Origin of the sequence: uncultured Campylobacter sp. (genome assembly GCF_905372745.1) — a bacterium.
GTDB lineage: Bacteria > Campylobacterota > Campylobacteria > Campylobacterales > Campylobacteraceae > Campylobacter_A.
Genome location: NZ_CAJPQR010000041.1, coordinates 1 through 18,388, shown reverse-complemented (window position 1 = coordinate 18,388; position 18,388 = coordinate 1). Strand labels below are relative to the sequence as shown.

23 protein-coding genes are annotated in these 18,388 nt (G+C 43.9%); all 23 read right to left on the bottom strand.

All coding sequences use genetic code 11. The features are described 5' to 3' along the window. Nucleotides 1–524 precede the first annotated feature (524 nt). The 23 genes from QZ157_RS09570 to QZ157_RS09460 all read right to left on the bottom strand — a co-directional run bounded on the left by QZ157_RS09570 (nt 525) and on the right by QZ157_RS09460 (nt 18,201). Nucleotides 525–758 (bottom strand): hypothetical protein, encoded by a 234-nt coding sequence (locus tag QZ157_RS09570; RefSeq protein ID WP_295144931.1) that lies wholly within the window; start codon nt 756–758, stop codon nt 525–527. A 71-nt stretch (nt 759–829) separates the two neighbouring features. Continuing rightward, nucleotides 830–1,600 carry an ATP-binding protein gene (locus QZ157_RS09565; RefSeq protein ID WP_295144928.1) on the bottom strand — a complete coding sequence of 257 codons (771 nt, stop codon included), beginning with the start codon at nt 1,598–1,600 and terminating at the stop codon, nt 830–832. After that, nucleotides 1,597–2,280 (bottom strand): 5'-methylthioadenosine/adenosylhomocysteine nucleosidase, encoded by a 684-nt coding sequence (locus tag QZ157_RS09560; RefSeq protein WP_295144927.1) that lies wholly within the window; start codon nt 2,278–2,280, stop codon nt 1,597–1,599. Before QZ157_RS09560 ends, QZ157_RS09565 begins: the two co-directional genes overlap by 4 nt. After that, nucleotides 2,277–3,197: an ACP S-malonyltransferase gene (fabD, locus tag QZ157_RS09555; RefSeq protein ID WP_295144925.1), complete on the bottom strand. Its 921-nt coding sequence runs from the start codon at nt 3,195–3,197 to the stop codon at nt 2,277–2,279. The genes QZ157_RS09560 and fabD overlap by 4 nt, the downstream gene beginning before the upstream one ends. Before the next feature lie 10 nt (nt 3,198–3,207). Beyond that, nucleotides 3,208–3,789 carry a peptidylprolyl isomerase gene (locus tag QZ157_RS09550; protein ID WP_295144923.1) on the bottom strand — a complete coding sequence of 194 codons (582 nt, stop codon included), beginning with the start codon at nt 3,787–3,789 and terminating at the stop codon, nt 3,208–3,210. A gap of 58 nt (nt 3,790–3,847) precedes the next feature. Then, the gene (locus tag QZ157_RS09545; RefSeq protein WP_295144920.1) at nt 3,848–4,744 is read right to left on the bottom strand and encodes a tetratricopeptide repeat protein; all 897 of its coding nucleotides are present in this window, start codon (nt 4,742–4,744) and stop codon (nt 3,848–3,850) included. A 9-nt stretch (nt 4,745–4,753) separates the two neighbouring features. After that, the gene (locus QZ157_RS09540) at nt 4,754–5,272 is read right to left on the bottom strand and encodes an OmpA family protein (RefSeq protein WP_295144917.1); all 519 of its coding nucleotides are present in this window, start codon (nt 5,270–5,272) and stop codon (nt 4,754–4,756) included. Nucleotides 5,273–5,326: 54 nt separating this feature from the next. Then, on the bottom strand, nt 5,327–6,601 hold the full coding sequence (gene tolB / locus QZ157_RS09535; RefSeq protein ID WP_295144915.1) for a Tol-Pal system protein TolB: 1,275 nt from the start codon (nt 6,599–6,601) through the stop codon (nt 5,327–5,329). 10 nt (nt 6,602–6,611) lie between these two features. Next, entirely contained in the window at nt 6,612–7,442 is an 831-nt protein-coding gene (locus QZ157_RS09530) for a TonB C-terminal domain-containing protein (protein WP_295144912.1), read from the bottom strand. Next, a complete protein-coding gene (locus QZ157_RS09525; protein ID WP_295144909.1) occupies nt 7,435–7,827 on the bottom strand; it encodes a biopolymer transporter ExbD in 393 nt (130 codons plus the stop codon). The genes QZ157_RS09530 and QZ157_RS09525 overlap by 8 nt, the downstream gene beginning before the upstream one ends. Further along, entirely contained in the window at nt 7,824–8,405 is a 582-nt protein-coding gene (locus tag QZ157_RS09520) for a MotA/TolQ/ExbB proton channel family protein (RefSeq protein ID WP_295144906.1), read from the bottom strand. Before QZ157_RS09520 ends, QZ157_RS09525 begins: the two co-directional genes overlap by 4 nt. Beyond that, nucleotides 8,405–8,794 carry an ATP synthase F1 subunit epsilon gene (gene atpC / locus QZ157_RS09515; protein WP_295144903.1) on the bottom strand — a complete coding sequence of 130 codons (390 nt, stop codon included), beginning with the start codon at nt 8,792–8,794 and terminating at the stop codon, nt 8,405–8,407. Before atpC ends, QZ157_RS09520 begins: the two co-directional genes overlap by 1 nt. 16 nt (nt 8,795–8,810) lie before the next feature. Next, nucleotides 8,811–10,208, bottom strand: a complete 1,398-nt coding sequence (atpD, locus tag QZ157_RS09510; RefSeq protein WP_002947477.1) for a F0F1 ATP synthase subunit beta — start codon at nt 10,206–10,208, stop codon at nt 8,811–8,813. A 13-nt stretch (nt 10,209–10,221) separates the two neighbouring features. Beyond that, entirely contained in the window at nt 10,222–11,106 is an 885-nt protein-coding gene (gene atpG, locus QZ157_RS09505; RefSeq protein WP_009494955.1) for an ATP synthase F1 subunit gamma, read from the bottom strand. Between the two features lie 9 nt (nt 11,107–11,115). Next, entirely contained in the window at nt 11,116–12,633 is a 1,518-nt protein-coding gene (atpA, locus tag QZ157_RS09500; protein WP_295144897.1) for a F0F1 ATP synthase subunit alpha, read from the bottom strand. Nucleotides 12,634–12,645: 12 nt separating this feature from the next. Next, complete coding sequence (locus QZ157_RS09495; RefSeq protein WP_295144893.1) at nt 12,646–13,176, bottom strand: F0F1 ATP synthase subunit delta; 531 nt, start codon at nt 13,174–13,176, stop codon at nt 12,646–12,648. Beyond that, a complete protein-coding gene (locus tag QZ157_RS09490) occupies nt 13,176–13,673 on the bottom strand; it encodes a F0F1 ATP synthase subunit B (protein ID WP_295144890.1) in 498 nt (165 codons plus the stop codon). Before QZ157_RS09490 ends, QZ157_RS09495 begins: the two co-directional genes overlap by 1 nt. A gap of 1 nt (nt 13,674) precedes the next feature. Next, a complete protein-coding gene (locus tag QZ157_RS09485; RefSeq protein WP_295144887.1) occupies nt 13,675–14,097 on the bottom strand; it encodes a FoF1 ATP synthase subunit B' in 423 nt (140 codons plus the stop codon). 97 nt (nt 14,098–14,194) lie between these two features. Continuing rightward, entirely contained in the window at nt 14,195–15,049 is an 855-nt protein-coding gene (locus QZ157_RS09480) for a ParB/RepB/Spo0J family partition protein (RefSeq protein ID WP_295144884.1), read from the bottom strand. A 3-nt stretch (nt 15,050–15,052) separates the two neighbouring features. Next, entirely contained in the window at nt 15,053–15,835 is a 783-nt protein-coding gene (locus QZ157_RS09475; protein ID WP_295144882.1) for an AAA family ATPase, read from the bottom strand. Between the two features lie 130 nt (nt 15,836–15,965). Further along, nucleotides 15,966–16,601, bottom strand: coding sequence for a biotin--[acetyl-CoA-carboxylase] ligase (locus QZ157_RS09470; RefSeq protein WP_295144880.1), 636 nt, complete (start codon nt 16,599–16,601; stop codon nt 15,966–15,968). Between the two features lie 91 nt (nt 16,602–16,692). Next, nucleotides 16,693–17,610, bottom strand: a complete 918-nt coding sequence (gene fmt / locus QZ157_RS09465) for a methionyl-tRNA formyltransferase (RefSeq protein WP_295144878.1) — start codon at nt 17,608–17,610, stop codon at nt 16,693–16,695. Nucleotides 17,611–17,859: 249 nt separating this feature from the next. After that, a complete protein-coding gene (locus QZ157_RS09460; RefSeq protein WP_295144875.1) occupies nt 17,860–18,201 on the bottom strand; it encodes a hypothetical protein in 342 nt (113 codons plus the stop codon). Nucleotides 18,202–18,388: the final 187 nt, after the last annotated feature.

Below are 18,388 nucleotides of genomic sequence, written 5' to 3'. Positions count from 1 at the left end.
TACTGCCATGTGGACTCCTTTTAATGTTCTTAGTTATGGTTTGACGTCTTAAAGGCGGGTTAAATCTAAGCTTGGAATGCTTTATAAACCGACAAATCGGCGCTAGACATATCGATATTTGATACCTAAATTTAGCGTGCGTTACGGTTTAAAAACCTTTTAAGAATACGTGCGATTATATCAAAAAAAAATAAAAATGAAATTTATCGGTAAGAATAGAAAATATGATTTAGTTAGATTTAGGCAGAGTTACGGCAAAATCCTAATTTTGGTATACAGTTTTTGATTTTTTCATGCGGTAGTAAATTTCTCATTTGCTATTGGTCATAACTATAACGGTCTTTTTGGAGACAATGTGGTTTTATAGCGATGCTGCGACGAATATATATATACAAGGTCGTTAGTCTATAATTTGACGCTAAAACAGATTATTAGGCTGGGTTTTGCCAGAGTACCTTTAGTATATTCGACATTCGAGCAAATTTTACTTTTGGACACTCCTACAAATTTTATCGACGCAAGGCTTATAATTTTGTAGCTTGATTGATTTTTGCAAAATTTGCTAAAATTTCGCTAGATCTATCAAAAACGGTCGCATCGTCGCTTAATTCGGTAACTCCAACCAGATGCGGCACAAATGGGCAAGTAGCTAAAATTTGCCGTTTTAAATCTCTAAATACACGAGATAAAGGGACAAAGTTGCCGAATTTTATTTCGCTTAAAATTGACAAAAACGTCAAATAGCCAAAATCCGGCATAAAATTAGCGTTAAGCCAAGCCCGCTCCAACCAAAATCAGCAGCCATCCAAAGCGGATAAATTTACGAGTATCAATCGTCGCATTCTTCTAAATTTTGCGCCTGAGCGGCGAAAAACGTATCGCTGTGGATGTTTTCAAAAGCAGCCTTTAGCGAGACGAAGAGCTTTGGATTTTGCTTTTCTAAATTTGCCAAAAGCTCCTTGGTTTCGGCTCTAGCGTGAGGCATCTTGATATCAAATCGCATCGCCGGACACGCCTCGTCGCCGATAACCGTAAGTCCGTTTCGCACGGCGTTTTCGCGTAGCTGTCTTTCGCGCACGAATATAAACGGCCTGATAACCTCGATACCGTTTGCCGCGACGTATTTTGGAGCAAGCGTTCGCAGCGCGCCGTTATAAGTAAAATTCATAAAAAAGCTCTCGACCGCGTCGTCGAGGTGGTGGGCGATGGCGAGCTTGTTAAAACCGTGCTCGAGCGCGTAGGTGTAGAGATAGCCGCGCCTCATACGCGAGAAAAAGCTGCAAAAGCTGGAGTTTTTGCGGATCTTGTCCTTCGATATCTCAAATATCGAGCTATCGATCACGTCATGCTCGATGCCGTGCTCGGCGCAGTGGCGCGTGAGATAGGCGTAGTCCTCGCCCATGCCGTAGCTTAGCGTCACGGCCTTAAACTCAAATTTTTCGGGCGTGACGTTTTGCATGTGTTTTAGCACGTGCGCGAGCGCGAGGCTGTCCTTGCCGCCGCTAAGACCGAGCAAAATTTTATCCCCGCCGCGCACCATGCGGTATCTGGCGTTGGTCTGCCCGACCTGGCGCAGCAGCCGCTTGCTAAGCTCTATCATAGCCGCTCGATCATAGCGAGCATAAACTGCGCGCTCACGTTTGCCGAGTCTTGTAAAAATTTATCGAAGTCAAACTCCGCGCTGCCGCCCGCCTCGTCACTAATCGCGCGAAGCACGAAAAACGGCACGCCAAGACTCTCGCAAACCAGCGCCACGCTAGCGCCCTCCATCTCGGCCGCATCGGCTTTGAAGGTTGCCTTTAGCCACTCTTTTTTAGCATTATCGCAGATAAACTGATCACCCGTGGCTATGACTCCGCCTTTTAGCTCGATGCCTTTTTCGGCCGCGACGCTAGAGGCTAACGCGTTTAGAGAGTCGTCGCTTTTGATAAAGATGCTGGTCTCGGGCACGTAGCCGTAAGGGTGGCCAAACGCCGTTATATCGACGTCGTGCTGCACCAGGCTAGTCGCGTAAAGCATATCGCCGATTTTCAAATTTGGATTTAGCGCGCCTGCGACGCCGGTAAAGAGTAGCTTACTGGCACCAAATTTCTCTATCATCGCGCTTGCGGTAAGAGCGGCGTTTACCTTGCCGATCTTAGAGTAGGCTATCACAAGCTCTTTGCCGCCGAAGTTTGCTAGGTAAAATACGTTATTTGCGTGCTTAACCTCCTTGTAATCCTTGATGCGCTCGAGCAGAGGAGCGACCTCCTCGCGCATCGCGCCTAAGATCGCTATCATTTAAGCTCCTTTAAAAGCTCTTCAAGGCTGCCAAGATCGGTGACGCTAAATGTCGGCTTCTCGGTGATTTTTTTGTTGATGCCTTTTAGCACGCTACCGCCGAACTCCACGAAAATATCGACCTCGTTTTCGATGCTTTTGATGCTTTGTTTGTATAAAACGGGGCTAACGAGCTGGGCTTTTAGCAAATTTAGCGCTTCGTCTTTCGTGCCGTAAGGCTTCGCAGACGCGTTTGAAACGACCGGGTCAAATTTAACTGCCAACGCTGGCTCTAGCTGCGCCGTTAGCTTCTCGCTAGCGCTCTTTAAAAGCGGGCAGTGGCTGATGACGGACATATTTAGAGGCAGTACGCGCTTAGCGCCCGCTTCTTTAAACGCGGACTCAAATTTGGCGATGTCGTCTTTTAGTCCCGCGATCACGATCTGACCGTCGCAGTTGTAATTCGCCGCGTAAATTTGATGGCCGTCCGCTTGTGCGTTTTTGCAAATTTGCTCGACCGTCTCGTCGCTAAGACCCAAAATAACGCTCATCGTCACGTCTTTGCCCGCGCAGTCCTCTTGCATAAATTTACCGCGCAAATTTACGATCCTAAGCGCACCCGCAAAATCAAACGCACCGCTAACCGCAAGCGCGCTAAACTCGCCCAAAGAGTGGCCAAGCGCGAAGCTAGGCTCTAAATTTACGCTTTGCTTTAGCGCGAGATAGCACATAAGCGAGTTTAAAACGATGGCAGGCTGGGTAAATTCGCTCCTGTTTATGAGGTCGTTTTCGTTGAAAAGTAGATTTGAAAAGTCGATTTTTAGGCTATCGCTTGCATTTTGTAAAAGCTCGGCGGCCGGGCGGAAATTTTCGTAAATTTCCTTACCCATACCGACGCTTTGCGAGCCTTGTCCCGGGAATATAAACGCCGCTCTCATCTAGGCTCTCCTAGTGGCAGCCGCATCCGCCGTCGCCGTGGTGGTGACCGTGGTCATGGTGTCCGTGTCCGCAGCAACCGCCCTCGCCGTGATGATGGTCTTGATCGTGCCCGCTGCATCCGCATGCGTGAGCGCCGGCTACCATGCCCGTAGCTATCTCGTCCGGCGTAGCGTCGCGTTTGTCGAAAATTTGAACCTTAAACTCCAAATCTTTGCCCGCGTAAGGGTGGTTAAAATCAACCGTCACGTCGTCCTCGCCGATAGATTTTACTATCACGCGTACGCTCTCGCCGTGCTCGCCTTGACCGAAAAGCTCCATGCCCTCTTTTAGCTCTATGCCCGCAAATTGCTCTTTAGGTAGCATCTGAACGGCACTAGAATCATACTCGCCGCAAGCTTGCGCAGCTGGGATAATGATAACCTTCGTTTCGCCTTTTTCTAGTTTGGCGACCTCTTCTTCTAGCTTCTCAATGATGTGTCCGCGGCCCGTTAAAAAAGAAATCTCCTGCCCTACTTGCATATTGGACTCTAAAATTTCGCCCGTTTTTGCATCTTTTAGCTCATAAAACATAGCTATAACTTGTTCTTTCACGTTTTTCTCCTATTTATGAAAATAACGTGATTATATCGTTAAATTTATTAAAAAAGTTTTAGTTTCGAATGGGTGCGGCTTTGGCTTCTTTGCTGTCAGGATAGCCTAGTTTTAGCGCTTTGTAAAATTTATTCGCACTTGCCGTGTCTTTTATCTTATCAAAGCTGATAGCTGTGTGATAAAGAAGTTTTGGCGTATAGTCAGCTTTGTCGTACAGCTGAATACTTTGCTGGTAGTATTTTATGGCGTTGTTATAAGCTTTTTGCTGATACGCTATCTCGCCGAGATAAAAATTTGCCATAGCAGGCTTATGATCTTTGCTTAAAAGATACTCGTATCTAGCTTTTGCATCGTCAAGCTTGCCTGCGTCAAACAGCTTTTTGGCTTCGCTCGCCACATCTTGATTTTTTTGTTTAGTAAAATCAGCCTTTGGAGTTTGCGGCTCAGCAACCGGGCTATTGTTATCTACCGGCTTGTCTTCATCGTTTTTTTTTGTGGTAGCGGGCACAGCGTTGCTCTTATCTATCAAGGCACCCATATCTTTAAGGGCTTTGGTGATTTTAGCATTATTGGCTTCTTGTATTTTTCGACTTTCTTCTACGTATTTTTTAAGCTCCTCAAAATCGCTTTTTGCGGTAGAATTTCCGTCGTTTCCTTCGAGATCGTTTAGTCTTTTTTCTATCCTAGATATTCTTGAATTTAGCCCGTCTAAAACGCTTTGTAAGCCTTCTAGGCGCTCTTGCATGGCATTTAAATTTGACTCGACATCGCCCATATTTCTACTTAGGTTTTCTACGTTTTGTTTATTTTTTAGAAACGTTTTTTCATTATCAGTCAAACCATAAGGGCTAGAACTATCTAAATTTCCAGCATCAAATACCGAAATTTCATTGGAAGCAGAATAAGAGAGCGTGACTCCCGCAAAAAGAGCCACGATAGTTTTAAAATTTGTCATAAAACTAAATTATGGAAGAACTTTAAATTCAGCGCGTCTATTTTGAGCGTCGCAAGCCTTTGATTTATCTGTGCAAACAGGATTGCTTTCGCCGTAACTTACAACCATTATTCTATCTGCATTAACGCCTTGTTTTACTAGAGCGTCTTTGGCAGCTTTCGCCCTTTTTAGGCCAAGGGCATAGTTGTACTCATCGGTACCCCATTCGTCGCAGTTACCTTCTACTTTTACAGAAAGGTTTTGAGCGTCCGCTTGATTAAACAAGCCTGCATTTGTATTGATAACAGGCTGCATATCGCCTTTGATATTAAATTTATCAAAGTCGAAATACACAGTTTGAACTTGACCTTCGATACTTGAAATTAACTGTTGTAATCTCTCGCTATCGCTCATCATATTATCGCTTGAGTTCATACCGCTCGTGTTTTGATTAGCATCAGCGCTCATATCAACTTCAGGGGTTTTAGAGCTACAACCGCTCAACAATAAAGCTGCCACAGCAGCAGAAGCTAAAACTACTTTTTTCATTTTCATCCTTTTTATAAGATTTAATCGCTATTATATCATAAAATTTACTAAATATTACCAATCAATCGACTGAATTTTACCGATTTTTAATGGAAATTGAAAACTTTTGTTCTCGTTCACGCGAATTATACCTAAAGAACTCTGCCCGCCGAGCTCTTTTATAAACACTACGCTTTGTCCGTCGCTAGAAAATCTAGGATACAAATTTTTTCCGCTTGCGGTAAGCTGTCTAATGTAATCGGTTTGAGTAGAAATCATATAGATATTAAAATCCCTCGTGCCAAAACTGCTCTTGCCGTCTTCCCTACTTGAATAAACTATATAGTTTTGATAAGTGCTGACGGAGTTGTTATTTTTACCGTGAAAAACCATCTGCTCAAAACCGCTTCCGTCGACGTTTTGAGCAAAAACATTCGGATAGCCGAGCCTATCTGAAACAAAAACTACGCGCCTATCTCCGTCTACGAAATTGCCGTTAACGTCGATACCGCTGTAGTTTGTTATCTGCGATAATCTTCTTGAATTTAAATCATATATATAGATATCGGGCTGATCTTGAGGCGCCATAGTTAGCAAAATTTTATCGCCGTTTTGACTAACGTCGGAGGCTATAAGCATACCGCCCTTGCTATCTAAAATTTTAGTTTTTTGGCCGCTTGCGACGTCGTACCTATATAGCACTAAATTTTTACCGCTATAATCAGAGTAGTAAAACGCTCTCTGGTCGGCTCCTATCCATTTAGGAAATATATTTAAACCGCCGCGTACAAGTACTTTTTGATAGGTTAGAGTATAGTCGGCTATAACGATCTCGCTTTGTTTTGAGCCTGTTCCCTTGGCGAAAATGATAAATTTCTCCATCCAGTTAACCGGAGGCATTTTTAGCTCGTTAATAAGCTCGACTATCGCTTTATGCGCGATAAACGGATACTTTGCTCCGTCGTTCATATTGTAAATTTTCTCGTACTGGATAGTTGCCGTTTTTGCATTTATAAGCTTAACTCTTAAAGTAAGAGGCGAATTTGGCGAACCTTCAAGCGCGTATCTAAAAATTAGTTGCGCACCCTTTTCGCTCATGACATTCGTATTTGAGTCACCTTCATAGCTACTTGCGACATACTCGTCTACGACCTCAAAATCAGAGCTTACCTTTAGGTCTCCCAGCATAATTTTGTGAAATTTACCCTTAAAAGTTTGATCTCCGACGGCCGTAGTGGCGTCTTGAAGCACGATTTTTGGTAAGGCCATGCCCTTGTTGACGACCGAAATAGTGGCATCAACGGCAAAAAGCCAACTCGCAAAAGTAAGAAAAAGTAAAATTTTCTTCATTGTTCCTCCATTATTCTAGTTTGTCTTGCAATTTAGTTCCGAGCCTAACAGCTCTGCCTATCTGAGTAGGCGGCGGAAATTTCTCAGAAGTCATACGCTCTAAGAAATCTCTAACTTTGTCGTTAAATTCGCTATTATACGATAACTTTTTTATATCATAACTAAACGATCCGTCAATGTCGATGACGATCTCAACCTCCGCTTCATCGCTAGAATCAGCTTTATAAGCGCTCCATCTGCTCTGCAAAATTCTGCTAATCATGCCAAAATATTCGTTATATTCACCTGTCATTTGCGACTTTGGAGTTTTGGCAACCTGATCTAAAGTAAGCGCATTAATTACATCGCTAGCCTTTTTTTGCTGGCTTTTTATTTGGACTTTTTCTGGTTTTTTGCGACTTTGCTCTTTGGATTGCTCTTTCTTCTTAGCAACCTTATCCTCTTTTAGTTTAGAGGTATCGATACTACCGAATAAATCCTTTAAATTTGGCTCTTCAACTTTTTTTTCTTCAGGTTTTGGCGGTACAGGATCAGGCTCAGGCGGCTTGTTGGTGGTATCAGGTTTGGGTTCTTCTTTTTTAACCTCTTCCTCTTTTTTTATAGGCTGTGGTTTTTCTTCTTTTACGACCTCTTTTTTAGGCTCTGGTGCTTTTACGGTAACGTCAGGTTCACGCTCGACTATCATGATATCCATAAAGGCGTCTTTAGTATCGGTATATTTTTTCGGCTCTTCCTTAAAGTATGTAAGCTTGATAAAAATACCAATTATTATGCAAAAATAAAGAAAAGCCGACAGCACAAAGTAGCCGGAAGTGTTAAATTTGAGGTCAAATTTATCCATTAGTCTGAAGCGCTACCTTTGTAAAACCAGCGTTTTTTACGCTTTTTAAAACAAACATTACATCGTCATATATAAGACTTTTATCGGCCTTGATGTAAACGGGCGAATTTTTATCGTATCTTGCCCCGATAAGTACGATGTTATCGGGAAGCTCACGCAAATCCATAGTGCTTTGATCTATCCTAACCTTTTTTGTAGCATCCACGATAACGGTTAAATCCTTTTTTTGGGCTGAAGAGGCTTTAGTTTTTGAGCCGTCCGGCAATAAAATTTGCTCATCGTAAACAATGGTAGGCGTAGTAACCATAAGAATCGCCAGCAAAACTAGCATGATATCCACAAGCGGAGTTATGTTTAACTCCGGGGTTTCGTCAAGATTTATCATTGATCTTCTTTAAGCGTTACGAGAATATCCACCTCTCGCTTAATCACGCCCATAAGCTCGTAAGCTTTCCTCTTGATAAGCAAGCTAAACGTATAAGCAGGTATCGCTACAAATATACCCGCTCCGGTTGCCACTAGCGCCTCGCTGATGGCAGGAGCGATAACATTTAGAGAAGAATTTCCGCCGCCTTGTCCAAGCTGAGAAAAGGTCTCCAAGATAGAAACAACCGTACCAAAAAGTCCAATGAAAGGCGACGTAGAGGCAACTATACTAAGCCAAGTAATACCGCTGGTCGCATTTCGCTCAGCGATACTAACGGCGACCGAGAGCTTCTCTCTAGATATCGAGCCGCTTACGAACCGCTTTAAAATGGATTCGTTTAAAACATGTTTAGACCCGCCCATTAATAACGACTCAAGAGCATTTTGTTCTTTTTTTTGCCATGACCTAAGCCCTGCCATACGAGAAAACAGTATAGTAAGGCTTATAATGAAATAAAAAGAAAGCCAGCTAAGCACGAATATAGTAATAAAACTACTTCTAGATAAGTAGTTTAAAAAAATATCAAGTCCAGCCACTATCTTGCCCGAGCCATGCTGTCTAGTTTTGCCACAGTAGCAGCCATAGCGTTGTTCTCACTACTCATACTGGCAATTAAATCCTTTGCCTTTTGTAATGAATTTGCTATCTCGCTCTCGGAATTTCCCGACACGTGAACGGCGCCGTCGGCAAGGATGGTCGCCTTGCCTTCGTTTATCTCGGCATATCCCCAGTTTATCGCTACGGCATCATGGCTTTTATCTTCGCTCTCAATGTCTATAACGCCGGCCTTTAAAAGCGATATAAGCGAGGCGTGTCCGGGCAAAACCCCAAACTCGCCCTCACTGCCCGGCAAAACTACGCTTTTAATATCGTTTGAAAACACTAAACCCTCAGGCGTAACGATTTCTAAATGTAATTTATCCATTACTTTTCCTTTAAATTTAGGCCTTAAGTTTCTCGGCTTTCGCTATCGCTTCGTCGATATTTCCTACCATATAAAATGCGTTTTCTGGCAAATCGTCATATTTTCCTTCTAAAATTCCCTTAAAGCCGGCGATATTTTCCTCAAGGCTTACGTATTTACCGGGACTTCCCGTAAACACCTCTGCAACGAAGAACGGCTGAGATAAAAATCTCTCAATCTTTCTAGCGCGATCGACCGTAACCTTATCTTCTTCGCTAAGCTCGTCCATACCGAGGATTGCGATGATATCTTGAAGATCTTTATATTTTTGTAAAACCGCCTGTACGCCGCGAGCTACTTTATAGTGTTCGCCGCCTAAAATTTGAGGATCGAGCATTCTTGATGTCGAATCAAGCGGATCCACCGCAGGATAAATTCCCTTTTCTGCAATAGCTCTGTTTAGAACGGTAGTCGCGTCAAGGTGCGCAAAAACGGTTGCAGGAGCCGGGTCGGTAAGGTCGTCCGCAGGAACATAAACGGCCTGAACCGACGTGATCGAACCTTTTTTGGTTGACGTAATTCTCTCTTGGAATTTACCCATTTCGCTCGCCAAAGTCGGCTGATAACCAACGGCAGACGGGATACGTCCAAGAAGCGCCGACATCTCTGCGCCAGACTGAGAGAAACGGAAGATGTTATCAATGAACATCAAAACGTCAAGTCCCATCTCGTCGCGGAAATACTCAGCCATTGTAAGACCTGTTAGAGCGATACGGTTTCTTGCCCCTGGTGGCTCGTTCATCTGGCCATAGCACAAGGCGACTTTGTCCAAAACATTACTTTCTTTCATCTCGTGATAAAGGTCGTTTCCTTCACGAGTTCGCTCGCCGACGCCAGCAAATACGGAGTAACCGCTGTGTTTAAATGCAACGTTGTGAATAAGCTCCATGATAATAACCGTCTTACCGACGCCGGCGCCGCCGAATAGTCCGACTTTACCACCCTTTGCGTAAGGAGCCAAAAGGTCAACTACCTTTATGCCCGTTTCGAAAATTTCACTCTTCGTGCTTTGCTCTTCAAACGGCGGAGGATCGCGGTGAATAGACCATTTTTTGTCAAATTCTACACCTTCACCCTCGTCGATTAGATCGCCGACGACGTTAAAAATTCTTCCCAAAACTTTTTCGCCGACCGGAACGCTAATAGGCGCGCCTAAAGCCGTAGCCTCAAGGCCTCTAGTTAAGCCTTCACTCATGTCCATAGCGATAGTTCTTACGCGGTTATCGCCAAGGTGCGCGGCAACCTCTAGCACAAGTCTATTTTGCTTGCCCTCAACCTCAAAATTTACTTCGACGGCTTCGTTAATCTTGGGTAAGTAATCCGTGAAATCGACGTCGACTACCGGACCCATTACCTGAGAAATGATACCTTTCATCCATACTCCTTAATTATTTCATTGATTCGACGCCACTGATGATCTCGATAAGCTCAGTGGTGATAGACTCTTGGCGAGCCTTGTTATACGATAGTTTTAGCTGCGCGACGCGCTCTTTAGCGTTGTTGGTCGCATTATCCATGGCTTGCATCCTGGCGCTATGTTCGGCTGCGAGGCTATCGACTAAAGCGTAATACATACTATACTCGAAATACTTCGTAAGCAGTTCGTTTAAAATTTTACCGTCGTCGCTCGGCTCAAATTCCATCAAAGAATTCGTCTCGACTTCGACGAGTTTTGGCGGCTCGACCGGCACGATGTCGTTTATGCGAATTTGCTGAGAGATCATATTATTATAGCCGTTGTGCACCAAAATAACCTTATCAGTCGCACCGCTTATAAAGTCGTCTATCGCGTCTTTTATGATATTTTGAGCTTTCTCATAGGTTGGAGACGAGCTCACGCCGACGTATTTTTCAAGCAAATTTATACCCTGGAAGCTAAAAAATTCTATACCTTTTTTACCTACCGCACGGAGTCTTATCTTTACTTTTTTCGCCTTAAATTCGTTAATCATATTTCTAACGGTTTTAATAGTCTGAATATTAAAACCGCCGCAAAGACCCTTGTCCGCGGTAACGAATATAATATCAACCTTCTCGATATTCTCCTTAACGTCGAAAAATTTACTCTCGGCATTTACGGAGCGATATTGATTAATCTTGTAGGCGATTTCAGATAAAACTTCGTTGATCTTGAGCGCATAAACCCTAGAGTGACGAGCAGCTTCTTCAGCCTTGCGAAGTTTAGCCGTAGATACCAGCTTCATCGCACGCGTCGTCTTTTGGGTGTTTTGGACGCTCTTGATCTTTCGTTTTATATCTTTTAAATTTGACATATTCTAGCCTTAGTTAGCGGCAAACGTCGCTTTAAAGTCTTTTAGCGCCTTGTGCAAAAGCTCCTCGATTTCTTTGTCAAGTGCTTTTTTGGTTCGAATTTGCTCGAAAATTTCAGGATACTTCGCCTCAATATAAGGATAAAGCTCAGCTTCAAATTTTGTAACAGCTACGGTCGGAATGTCGTCTAGATAGCCTTTCGTACCGGCAAAGATGATAACGACTTGCTTTTCAACTGCGAGCGGGCTGTAAGGAGGCTGTTTTAGCACCTCAACCATCCTCTGACCGCGCTCGAGCTGTTTTCTAGAGCTTTCGTCAAGGTCGCTCGCAAACTGTGCAAACGCTTGAAGTTCACGATATTGCGCAAGGTCAAGTCTTAATGTTCCAGAAACTTGCTTGGTCGCCTTTATCTGAGCTGCGCCGCCGACGCGAGAAACCGAAAGACCGACGTTGATTGCAGGGCGGATACCTGAGTTAAATAGATCGGACTCAAGGAAAATTTGGCCGTCTGTGATAGAAATAACGTTTGTCGGAATATACGCCGAAACGTCGCCAGCTTGAGTCTCGATAATAGGAAGAGCCGTTAGAGAACCTGCACCTAACTTATCATTTAGCTTAGATGCGCGCTCTAGCAAGCGAGAGTGTAGGTAGAAAACGTCGCCTGGATAAGCTTCGCGGCCCGGCGGTCTGCGAAGAATCAAGCTCATTTCGCGGTATGCGACAGCGTGTTTTGAAAGATCGTCGTAGATGATTAGGGCGTGACGAGAGTTATCTCTGAAATATTCACCCATAGTTACGCCCGCATAAGGAGCCAGGTACTGAAGCGCAGCAGCGTCGGAAGCACCGGCATTTACCACGATAGTGTACTCCATAGCGCCGTACTCTTCGAGTTTTTTAACGACTTGAGCAACCGTTGATTGTTTTTGTCCGATCGCTACGTAGATACAAATAACGTCTTGACCTTTTTGGTTGATGATGGTGTCTATCGCGACGGTAGTTTTACCTGTTTGGCGGTCGCCGATTATGAGCTCGCGTTGTCCGCGGCCGATCGGCACTAGCGCATCGATAGCTTTGATACCTGTTTGAAGCGGTTCATGAACGCTCTTTCTAGCCATGATGCCTTTTGCTTTTTCCTCGACGAATCTAGTCTCGCTAGCTTCGATCGGGCCTTTGGCGTCTATCGGCTCGCCGAGTGAATTTACGACGCGGCCTATCAAAGCATCGCCGACAGGAACGCGCAAAAGCTTAGCTAGGCGTTTTACGCTCGAACCCTCTTTGATACCGTCCGTTTTACCCAAGATAACGATACCGACGCTGCTTTCCTCTAGGTTTAGAGCCATGCCTTTTTCGCCATTCTCAAACTCGACCATCTCGCCGGCCATAACGTTTTTTAGGCCGTAAACGTTAGCAACGCCGTCGGCTACGGATATAACCTTGCCCGTCTCGTTTACATCGACGTTAAGGTTGAAATTTTCAATCCTTTCCTTGATGATGGCGCTGATTTCATCTGCTTTTATTTTTGCACTCACGCTTTTTCTCCTTTATATTGCTTTTAATATGTATTCGCTCATTTGGGCTTTTAGCCTATCTACCGAAAAGCTAGCCTCCACGCCCAAATCGTCTAGCTCGATCTTGATACCGTTGTAATCGCTTTTTACCGGCTCTAAAATAATTTTTGCGTTAAATTTCTTAGAAAAGCTACTTTCAAGCTCTGAAATTTGAGCCTGGCTAATCTGCGAACTGCCGTAAATTTTGCCGTAAAAAACATTGTCCATTTTCGATTTTTGCGCCAAAAGCTCCGAAACGATATTAGGCAAAATATCAAGTCTTTTGTTTTCGCCGAGCAGTTTTATGAAATTTACAAATTTCTGATCCGCCCCACCAACTAAAGATAGGACAAAATCCGCTTTTTGGCTATTTTTTAAATTCGGCGAAACGATGATATTTTGAAATTTTTCATTTGAAAATGCATTTGCGATCTCTTGTAGCTTAGCGGTAAAGTTGTTAAACTCATCCTTGCTAAGGTCGCTAACTAGAGCTTTTACGTATTTTTTTGCGATAAGTTCTTTCATCAGCCGACCCTTTTAAGCATGATATTGATGAGCTCATTTTGATCCATTTTGACGCTGTCGCTTGCAAAAATTTCATTTAAAATTTCACCCACGACAGACTTAACCATGCGTCTTTTTTCAAATTCTTTTTGATCTTGGAAGCTTTTCTCCAGATTTGCGACCTCTTGTCTAGTCTCTTCCTTGATGCGTTCAGAGATCAAAACGGCCTCTTTTCTAGCGGTTTCTACTAGGCTAGCGGCATTTGCTTTAGCCTCTTCTACGCGTCTTAGAGCGTCGTCTTTTTTGGCCTTTGAGTCTTTTAGTTTTTGCTCGATATTATCAAGTCTTGCCGCGATACCGGCGATTCTTCCCTTATATGCGTTCTTGATAGGGTTTGCGATGAAATAATACAAAATTGCGGCAAAAACGATAAAGTTTATCGTTCTAGGTACGATGTCGTATCCGCCGTCCGCCATCAAAACAAAAGGACATAATAAAAGTAAAATTTTGCTTTTCATATTAAATCCTTGCGAGTTTTGCTTTTAAAGCAGCTTGAAGTTCAGGCAATTTTTGCTGTAAATCAGCTCTAAAATCGGTCTTTTGAGCGTTTAAATTTTGGATAAATGCGTCATAATCGGCCTCCAAAACTCCGCGCTTTTCGCTGACTATCTTAGCGGCCGCGTCTTTTGCGACATTGATAGCCTCTTGCTTTATTTTGCCCGCCTCGCTTCTTGCAGCGGCTATGAGCTGTTCTATCTGCGCTTCGTACACGCCAAGATCGCTCGTATTTTTACTAGCGCTCTCTTCGTCGTTTTTTATCGCATCGTTTCTAGCGTCTATAAATTTAAGTAGAGGCTTGTAAAGGATGGAATTTAAAACGGCGATAAGCCCTAGAAAAATAACTGCCGTTAGGACGACTAGCGGCAAATTAATTTCCAACATCAAATCTCCTTAAAGTTTAATATTTTCTTAAGCATAATAAAATCGTGCTTATTTTACAAAAAAAAAGGATAAAACAAGCTAAATTTAAACAATTATTTTATTTTATCTTGTTTATTAGCCTATCGATATCAGCTACATCATCAAACTCGATAGTGATTTTTTTGCCTTTTATCTTAACCGGTACGTCAAATTTAGAAAAAATCTCTTTTAAATTTGCAAGTCTTTCTAGATATCTTTCGTCTAACTTAAGCGCTGTTTTAGGCGGCAATTTATTTTTTAAATTTTTTACCAAATTTTCCGTCTCGCGCACGCTAAGGCGCTGCCCGATGATAGTATCGACCGCTGTTTTTTCGTCGTTTGGCTCAAGACCTACGATGACTTTGGCATGCCCTTGCGTTAGTTTGCCTTCTTTTATATACTCTTGCGTCACGGCGCTAAGGCTCAAAAGTCTCATCGTATTTGTTATCTGAACTCTGCTTTTGTGGATGATGTTTGCGAGCCCGTCCTGCGTAATTTTATATTCGTCTATGAGCTCTCTATAAGAATTTGCAAGCTCGATCGGATTTAGGTCCTCTCTTTGGATATTTTCTATGAGCGCTAACTCGCGCAAGCTTTGGCTCTCGATATCGGCGACTATGGCCCTTATCTTGCTTTCGCCTAGCATCTTAGTCGCGCGAAATCTCCTCTCGCCCGCGATCAGCATATATCCGCCGTCTTTTTCTATGACGATGATGGGCTGTATAAGTCCGTGCCTTTTGATACTTTCGCTAAGCTCCCTTAGTGCAGTTTCGTCGAAATTTTTACGCGGCTGATACGGGTTTTCGACGATCAGATCTAGATCGATATCCTTTACTATATCGCTGTTGCCCTCGTTTAACTCAGCTTTGTACGCAAGCTCCACATCGCCCAAAATTGCCTCTAGTCCGCGCCCTAATCCTCCCTTTTTAGCCATCTTTTATCCTAAAATACAGCAAGCTAAATTTTGATACGCTACCGAACCTGGTGATTTTATATCGTATAAAATCACAGGCTTACCAAAGCTAGGACTTTCGGCGAGCTTTACGTTTCTAGGCACTATAACAAAGCCGTCGTCGGTCTCTTTACTCTTAAAAAGCTTATCTTCAAAATGCTGCTTTAAATTTGCGACGGTTTCTTTTGCTAGGTTATTTTGCGAGCTGTACATCGTCGGCAAAAATCCTTTTATCGTTAGTTTTTTATTAATCGTTTTTTTGATTATTTTCACGGTATTTAATATCTGCGCCAACCCCTCTAGCGCGTAAAATTCGCACTGTATCGGGATTATCACGCTATCGCTAGCACTTAGGGCGTTTACGGTGATGCTGCCTAGAGCCGGGGGACTATCGATGATGATAAAATCATACTGCCCTTCGACCTCTTCGATCTTGCTTTTTAGGATTTTTTGATAGTCTTTATTTTGCTCGCTTAGTTCTTGCTCTATACCCACGAGACCGATGTTTGAAGGCGCTAGAAAAAGCGTCGGTATCTCGGTTTTTAGCACGATTTGCGAGAGTTTTTTACGACCTGTTAAAACGTGATAGATATTATACTCGTAGTCGTTTCTACTAAAGCCCATTCCGGTCGTCGCGTTCGCCTGCGGATCGATATCGATGAGTAAAACTTTTTTTTCGGCGACGGCTAAGGATGCGGCTAAATTTACCGCCGTAGTCGTCTTTCCGACGCCGCCTTTTTGATTTGCTATGGTTATAACTTCACACATATTTTTTTCCAGATTTTGTTTTGATTTATTTTACAAAAAACTTACTTTGTATAAGTTTAGTTTGTGCTTTAAATTTTCTGAAAGATTTTTGCGGCGTATACGCCTATCGTTTGTTTAAAATTTAATAAATCTACCTAAGAGAAAAAACCCTTCGCCCCCCTATATCCAAAGAGCCGTCTGGTAGGAGTCTGGCGTCTTTGAGCGCGACTTCTTCGCCCTCAAAGTGCGTGATAAATTCTCTTGATTTTTCAAATTCGCCCTCAAATTTTTTAAAAACTTCCGCCCAAGACGGAGCCGCTTGTAGCCTCTTGCAAAACTCCCCGACCGCGGCGCTAGGACTTACGTCTATATCTAAAATTCCGGCGTTTTCGGGTGCGTTTTTTAGATTTATACCCATACCGCAAACGTAAATTTCGCCAACTCTCGTCGTCAAGGTTCCGCCGATTTTTTTATCGTTGATATAAAAATCATTCGGCCATTTTAGCCAAATTTGAGAGCCGCGAGCCGCGAGCACTTCGCGCATTATCACCGAAAAGTAAATCGACGCCGACTCGCCCTTTAGATCACCTGGCAGCGCCGTTTCGCTCATACAAAATGAAAAAAATAGATTACCTTCTAGCCCGCTCCACACGTTGTTTCTGCTGCCGATACCCTGCGTCTGCTCTTTTGCCACTAGCGCAAAAGGCGGCTGTATTTCGCCGTTTCGTAGCCCTTCAACCAAAACTTTTTGCGTAGAAGAGACGCTATCTGCGAACTCTATTCTCAAATTTTATTCCTTTTAAATTTGCTGTTTTATTTTACATTGCAAGCGCATTCGCATCGTTCAATTTACAAGGTAAGCTTCGCTCAGCTCAAATTTACGACACTATATCGCCGATGCCAAGGCGCTTACCGTTTAGATACGCACTAGCGTCCACAGGCTTTTTGCCGGGCTCTTGCACGGTTTCTATACATAAAGCGCCCTCCCCGCATGCGACGTAAATGTAATATTTGCCGTCAAATATGATTTCGCCGGGCTTGCGGCGCTCGTCTTCGCGCCCGCAGAGATATTTTAGATTCAAAATTTTTAGCCCACTGGCTAGATAAATCCCGGGCCAGGGCGTTAGCGCGCGAAATTTATTATAAATTTGCTCCGCGCTCTGCTCAAAGCCAAAAAGCCCGTCGGATTTGCTTATCTTTTTGCAGTGCGTGGCCTGCGCGTCCTCTTGCTTTAGCGGCGTTAAATTTGCAAAATTTTGCAGCACTCGCACGATCAGCTCGCCCGCCAAATCCCCGAGTTCGTCAAACAGCTGCGCCGCCGTTTTATCCTCGCAAGGCGTGTAGGCAAAATCAAGCATATCGCCCGTGTCAAGCCCCGCGTCCATCAACATCGCCGTCACGCCAGTCTGCTTCTCGCCCGCCAAAATCGCGCTTTGGATCGGGCTTGCGCCGCGGTATTTTGGTAGGATCGAGGCGTGCAGGTTTATGCAAGGCGCGATATCAAGGATAGCCTGCGGTAAAATTTTACCGTATGCGGCAACCACGATAAAATCAGGCTTTAGCTCTTTTATCTGCACCGTGACCGCCTCGTCTCTTAAAGTCGCAGGCTGAAAGATCGGCGCGGTGGGAAGGTGCTGCTGTGCATAAACTTTAACCTCGCTCGGAGTTAAAATTTGCTTCCTACCGACGGGCTTATCAGGCTGCGTAAAGACGGCCACGATCTCAAATTTTGCCTTCGCAAGCGCGCGTAAAATTTTAGCCGCATACTCGGGCGTTCCCATAAAAATTATATTCATTCTTTTCCTTTAAATTTAGCCAAATCAGGGCGCGAGCGATCGCGCGGGCGCCTGTCGCACGCAAAATAAATTTTACGCAGATCGCGAGCTAAAACCGGTCCACACCCGCTCGTACTAAATAAAATTTATGAATAAAACCGCACAATTCGAAGCCGAACGAAAATCAGCTTCATTCTGCCCCTAGGCCTTTTCGAGCTGTCGCCTTAGTTATAAGCGTCGAGCAAAAAGCTGTTTCATCATACGCGCGCCTTATTTGACGGCGGCTTGATTTTCATCTCCGCTTTGATCCTTCCACAGCCAAAAAGCGCACGGATCTTCGGACCAATAAATCTTTGCGGACGGTTTCGCTCCCAGCTCATCTAGGCTAATCTTACCGTCACGATTAGCATCGAGCCTCTTAAATTCCGAGCCTGAGCGCAGGTTTAGCTCTACTCTCAGCCCAGACGGCACCTCGCTCGCCGTCCACTCCTGCAAGCTCAGTGCGCCGTCGTGATCCTTGTCGTTAAAGTCCATAAAATTCGGCACCGGATCGGCGGGATCGCAACCGTATGCACCGAAGCATAAAAATACTAGAATAAAAATTTTATTCATTTCGCCTTCTTAAATTTTATCTTTTTGCGGCGTTTACGAGCAATAAACATAAAATTTACCCGCATATACGGGCGCGCTTAAAGCCCACATTCGTCAAAAATTCTTTAAGGCGCAACTTTTACCGCAGCCTACAGCTCCTTTTTAAGTAGCTCAAGCAGGTTAAATTTTAGCTCGTTTATATTTTGTC

Excerpts from the sequence above, each read along its gene's own strand:
- atpC (WP_295144903.1), bottom strand. The coding sequence starts at position 8,794 with ATGGATAAATTACATTTAGAAATCGTTACGCCTGAGGGTTTAGTGTTT.
- QZ157_RS09545 (WP_295144920.1), bottom strand. The coding sequence starts at position 4,744 with ATGACAAATTTTAAAACTATCGTGGCTCTTTTTGCGGGAGTCACGCTC.
- QZ157_RS09480 (WP_295144884.1), bottom strand. The coding sequence starts at position 15,049 with ATGGCTAAAAAGGGAGGATTAGGGCGCGGACTAGAGGCAATTTTGGGC.
- QZ157_RS09490 (WP_295144890.1), bottom strand. The coding sequence starts at position 13,673 with ATGAAAAGCAAAATTTTACTTTTATTATGTCCTTTTGTTTTGATGGCG.
- QZ157_RS09570 (WP_295144931.1), bottom strand. The coding sequence starts at position 758 with ATGCCGGATTTTGGCTATTTGACGTTTTTGTCAATTTTAAGCGAAATA.
- atpG (WP_009494955.1), bottom strand. The coding sequence starts at position 11,106 with ATGTCAAATTTAAAAGATATAAAACGAAAGATCAAGAGCGTCCAAAAC.
- QZ157_RS09485 (WP_295144887.1), bottom strand. The coding sequence starts at position 14,097 with ATGTTGGAAATTAATTTGCCGCTAGTCGTCCTAACGGCAGTTATTTTT.
- tolB (WP_295144915.1), bottom strand. The coding sequence starts at position 6,601 with ATGAAGAAAATTTTACTTTTTCTTACTTTTGCGAGTTGGCTTTTTGCC.
- QZ157_RS09540 (WP_295144917.1), bottom strand. The coding sequence starts at position 5,272 with ATGAAAAAAGTAGTTTTAGCTTCTGCTGCTGTGGCAGCTTTATTGTTG.
- QZ157_RS09495 (WP_295144893.1), bottom strand. The coding sequence starts at position 13,176 with ATGAAAGAACTTATCGCAAAAAAATACGTAAAAGCTCTAGTTAGCGAC.
- QZ157_RS09530 (WP_295144912.1), bottom strand. The coding sequence starts at position 7,442 with ATGGATAAATTTGACCTCAAATTTAACACTTCCGGCTACTTTGTGCTG.
- QZ157_RS09460 (WP_295144875.1), bottom strand. The coding sequence starts at position 18,201 with ATGAATAAAATTTTTATTCTAGTATTTTTATGCTTCGGTGCATACGGT.
- fmt (WP_295144878.1), bottom strand. The coding sequence starts at position 17,610 with ATGAATATAATTTTTATGGGAACGCCCGAGTATGCGGCTAAAATTTTA.
- QZ157_RS09565 (WP_295144928.1), bottom strand. The coding sequence starts at position 1,600 with ATGATAGAGCTTAGCAAGCGGCTGCTGCGCCAGGTCGGGCAGACCAAC.
- fabD (WP_295144925.1), bottom strand. The coding sequence starts at position 3,197 with ATGAGAGCGGCGTTTATATTCCCGGGACAAGGCTCGCAAAGCGTCGGT.
- QZ157_RS09475 (WP_295144882.1), bottom strand. The coding sequence starts at position 15,835 with ATGTGTGAAGTTATAACCATAGCAAATCAAAAAGGCGGCGTCGGAAAG.
- QZ157_RS09525 (WP_295144909.1), bottom strand. The coding sequence starts at position 7,827 with ATGATAAATCTTGACGAAACCCCGGAGTTAAACATAACTCCGCTTGTG.
- QZ157_RS09560 (WP_295144927.1), bottom strand. The coding sequence starts at position 2,280 with ATGATAGCGATCTTAGGCGCGATGCGCGAGGAGGTCGCTCCTCTGCTC.
- atpD (WP_002947477.1), bottom strand. The coding sequence starts at position 10,208 with ATGAAAGGTATCATTTCTCAGGTAATGGGTCCGGTAGTCGACGTCGAT.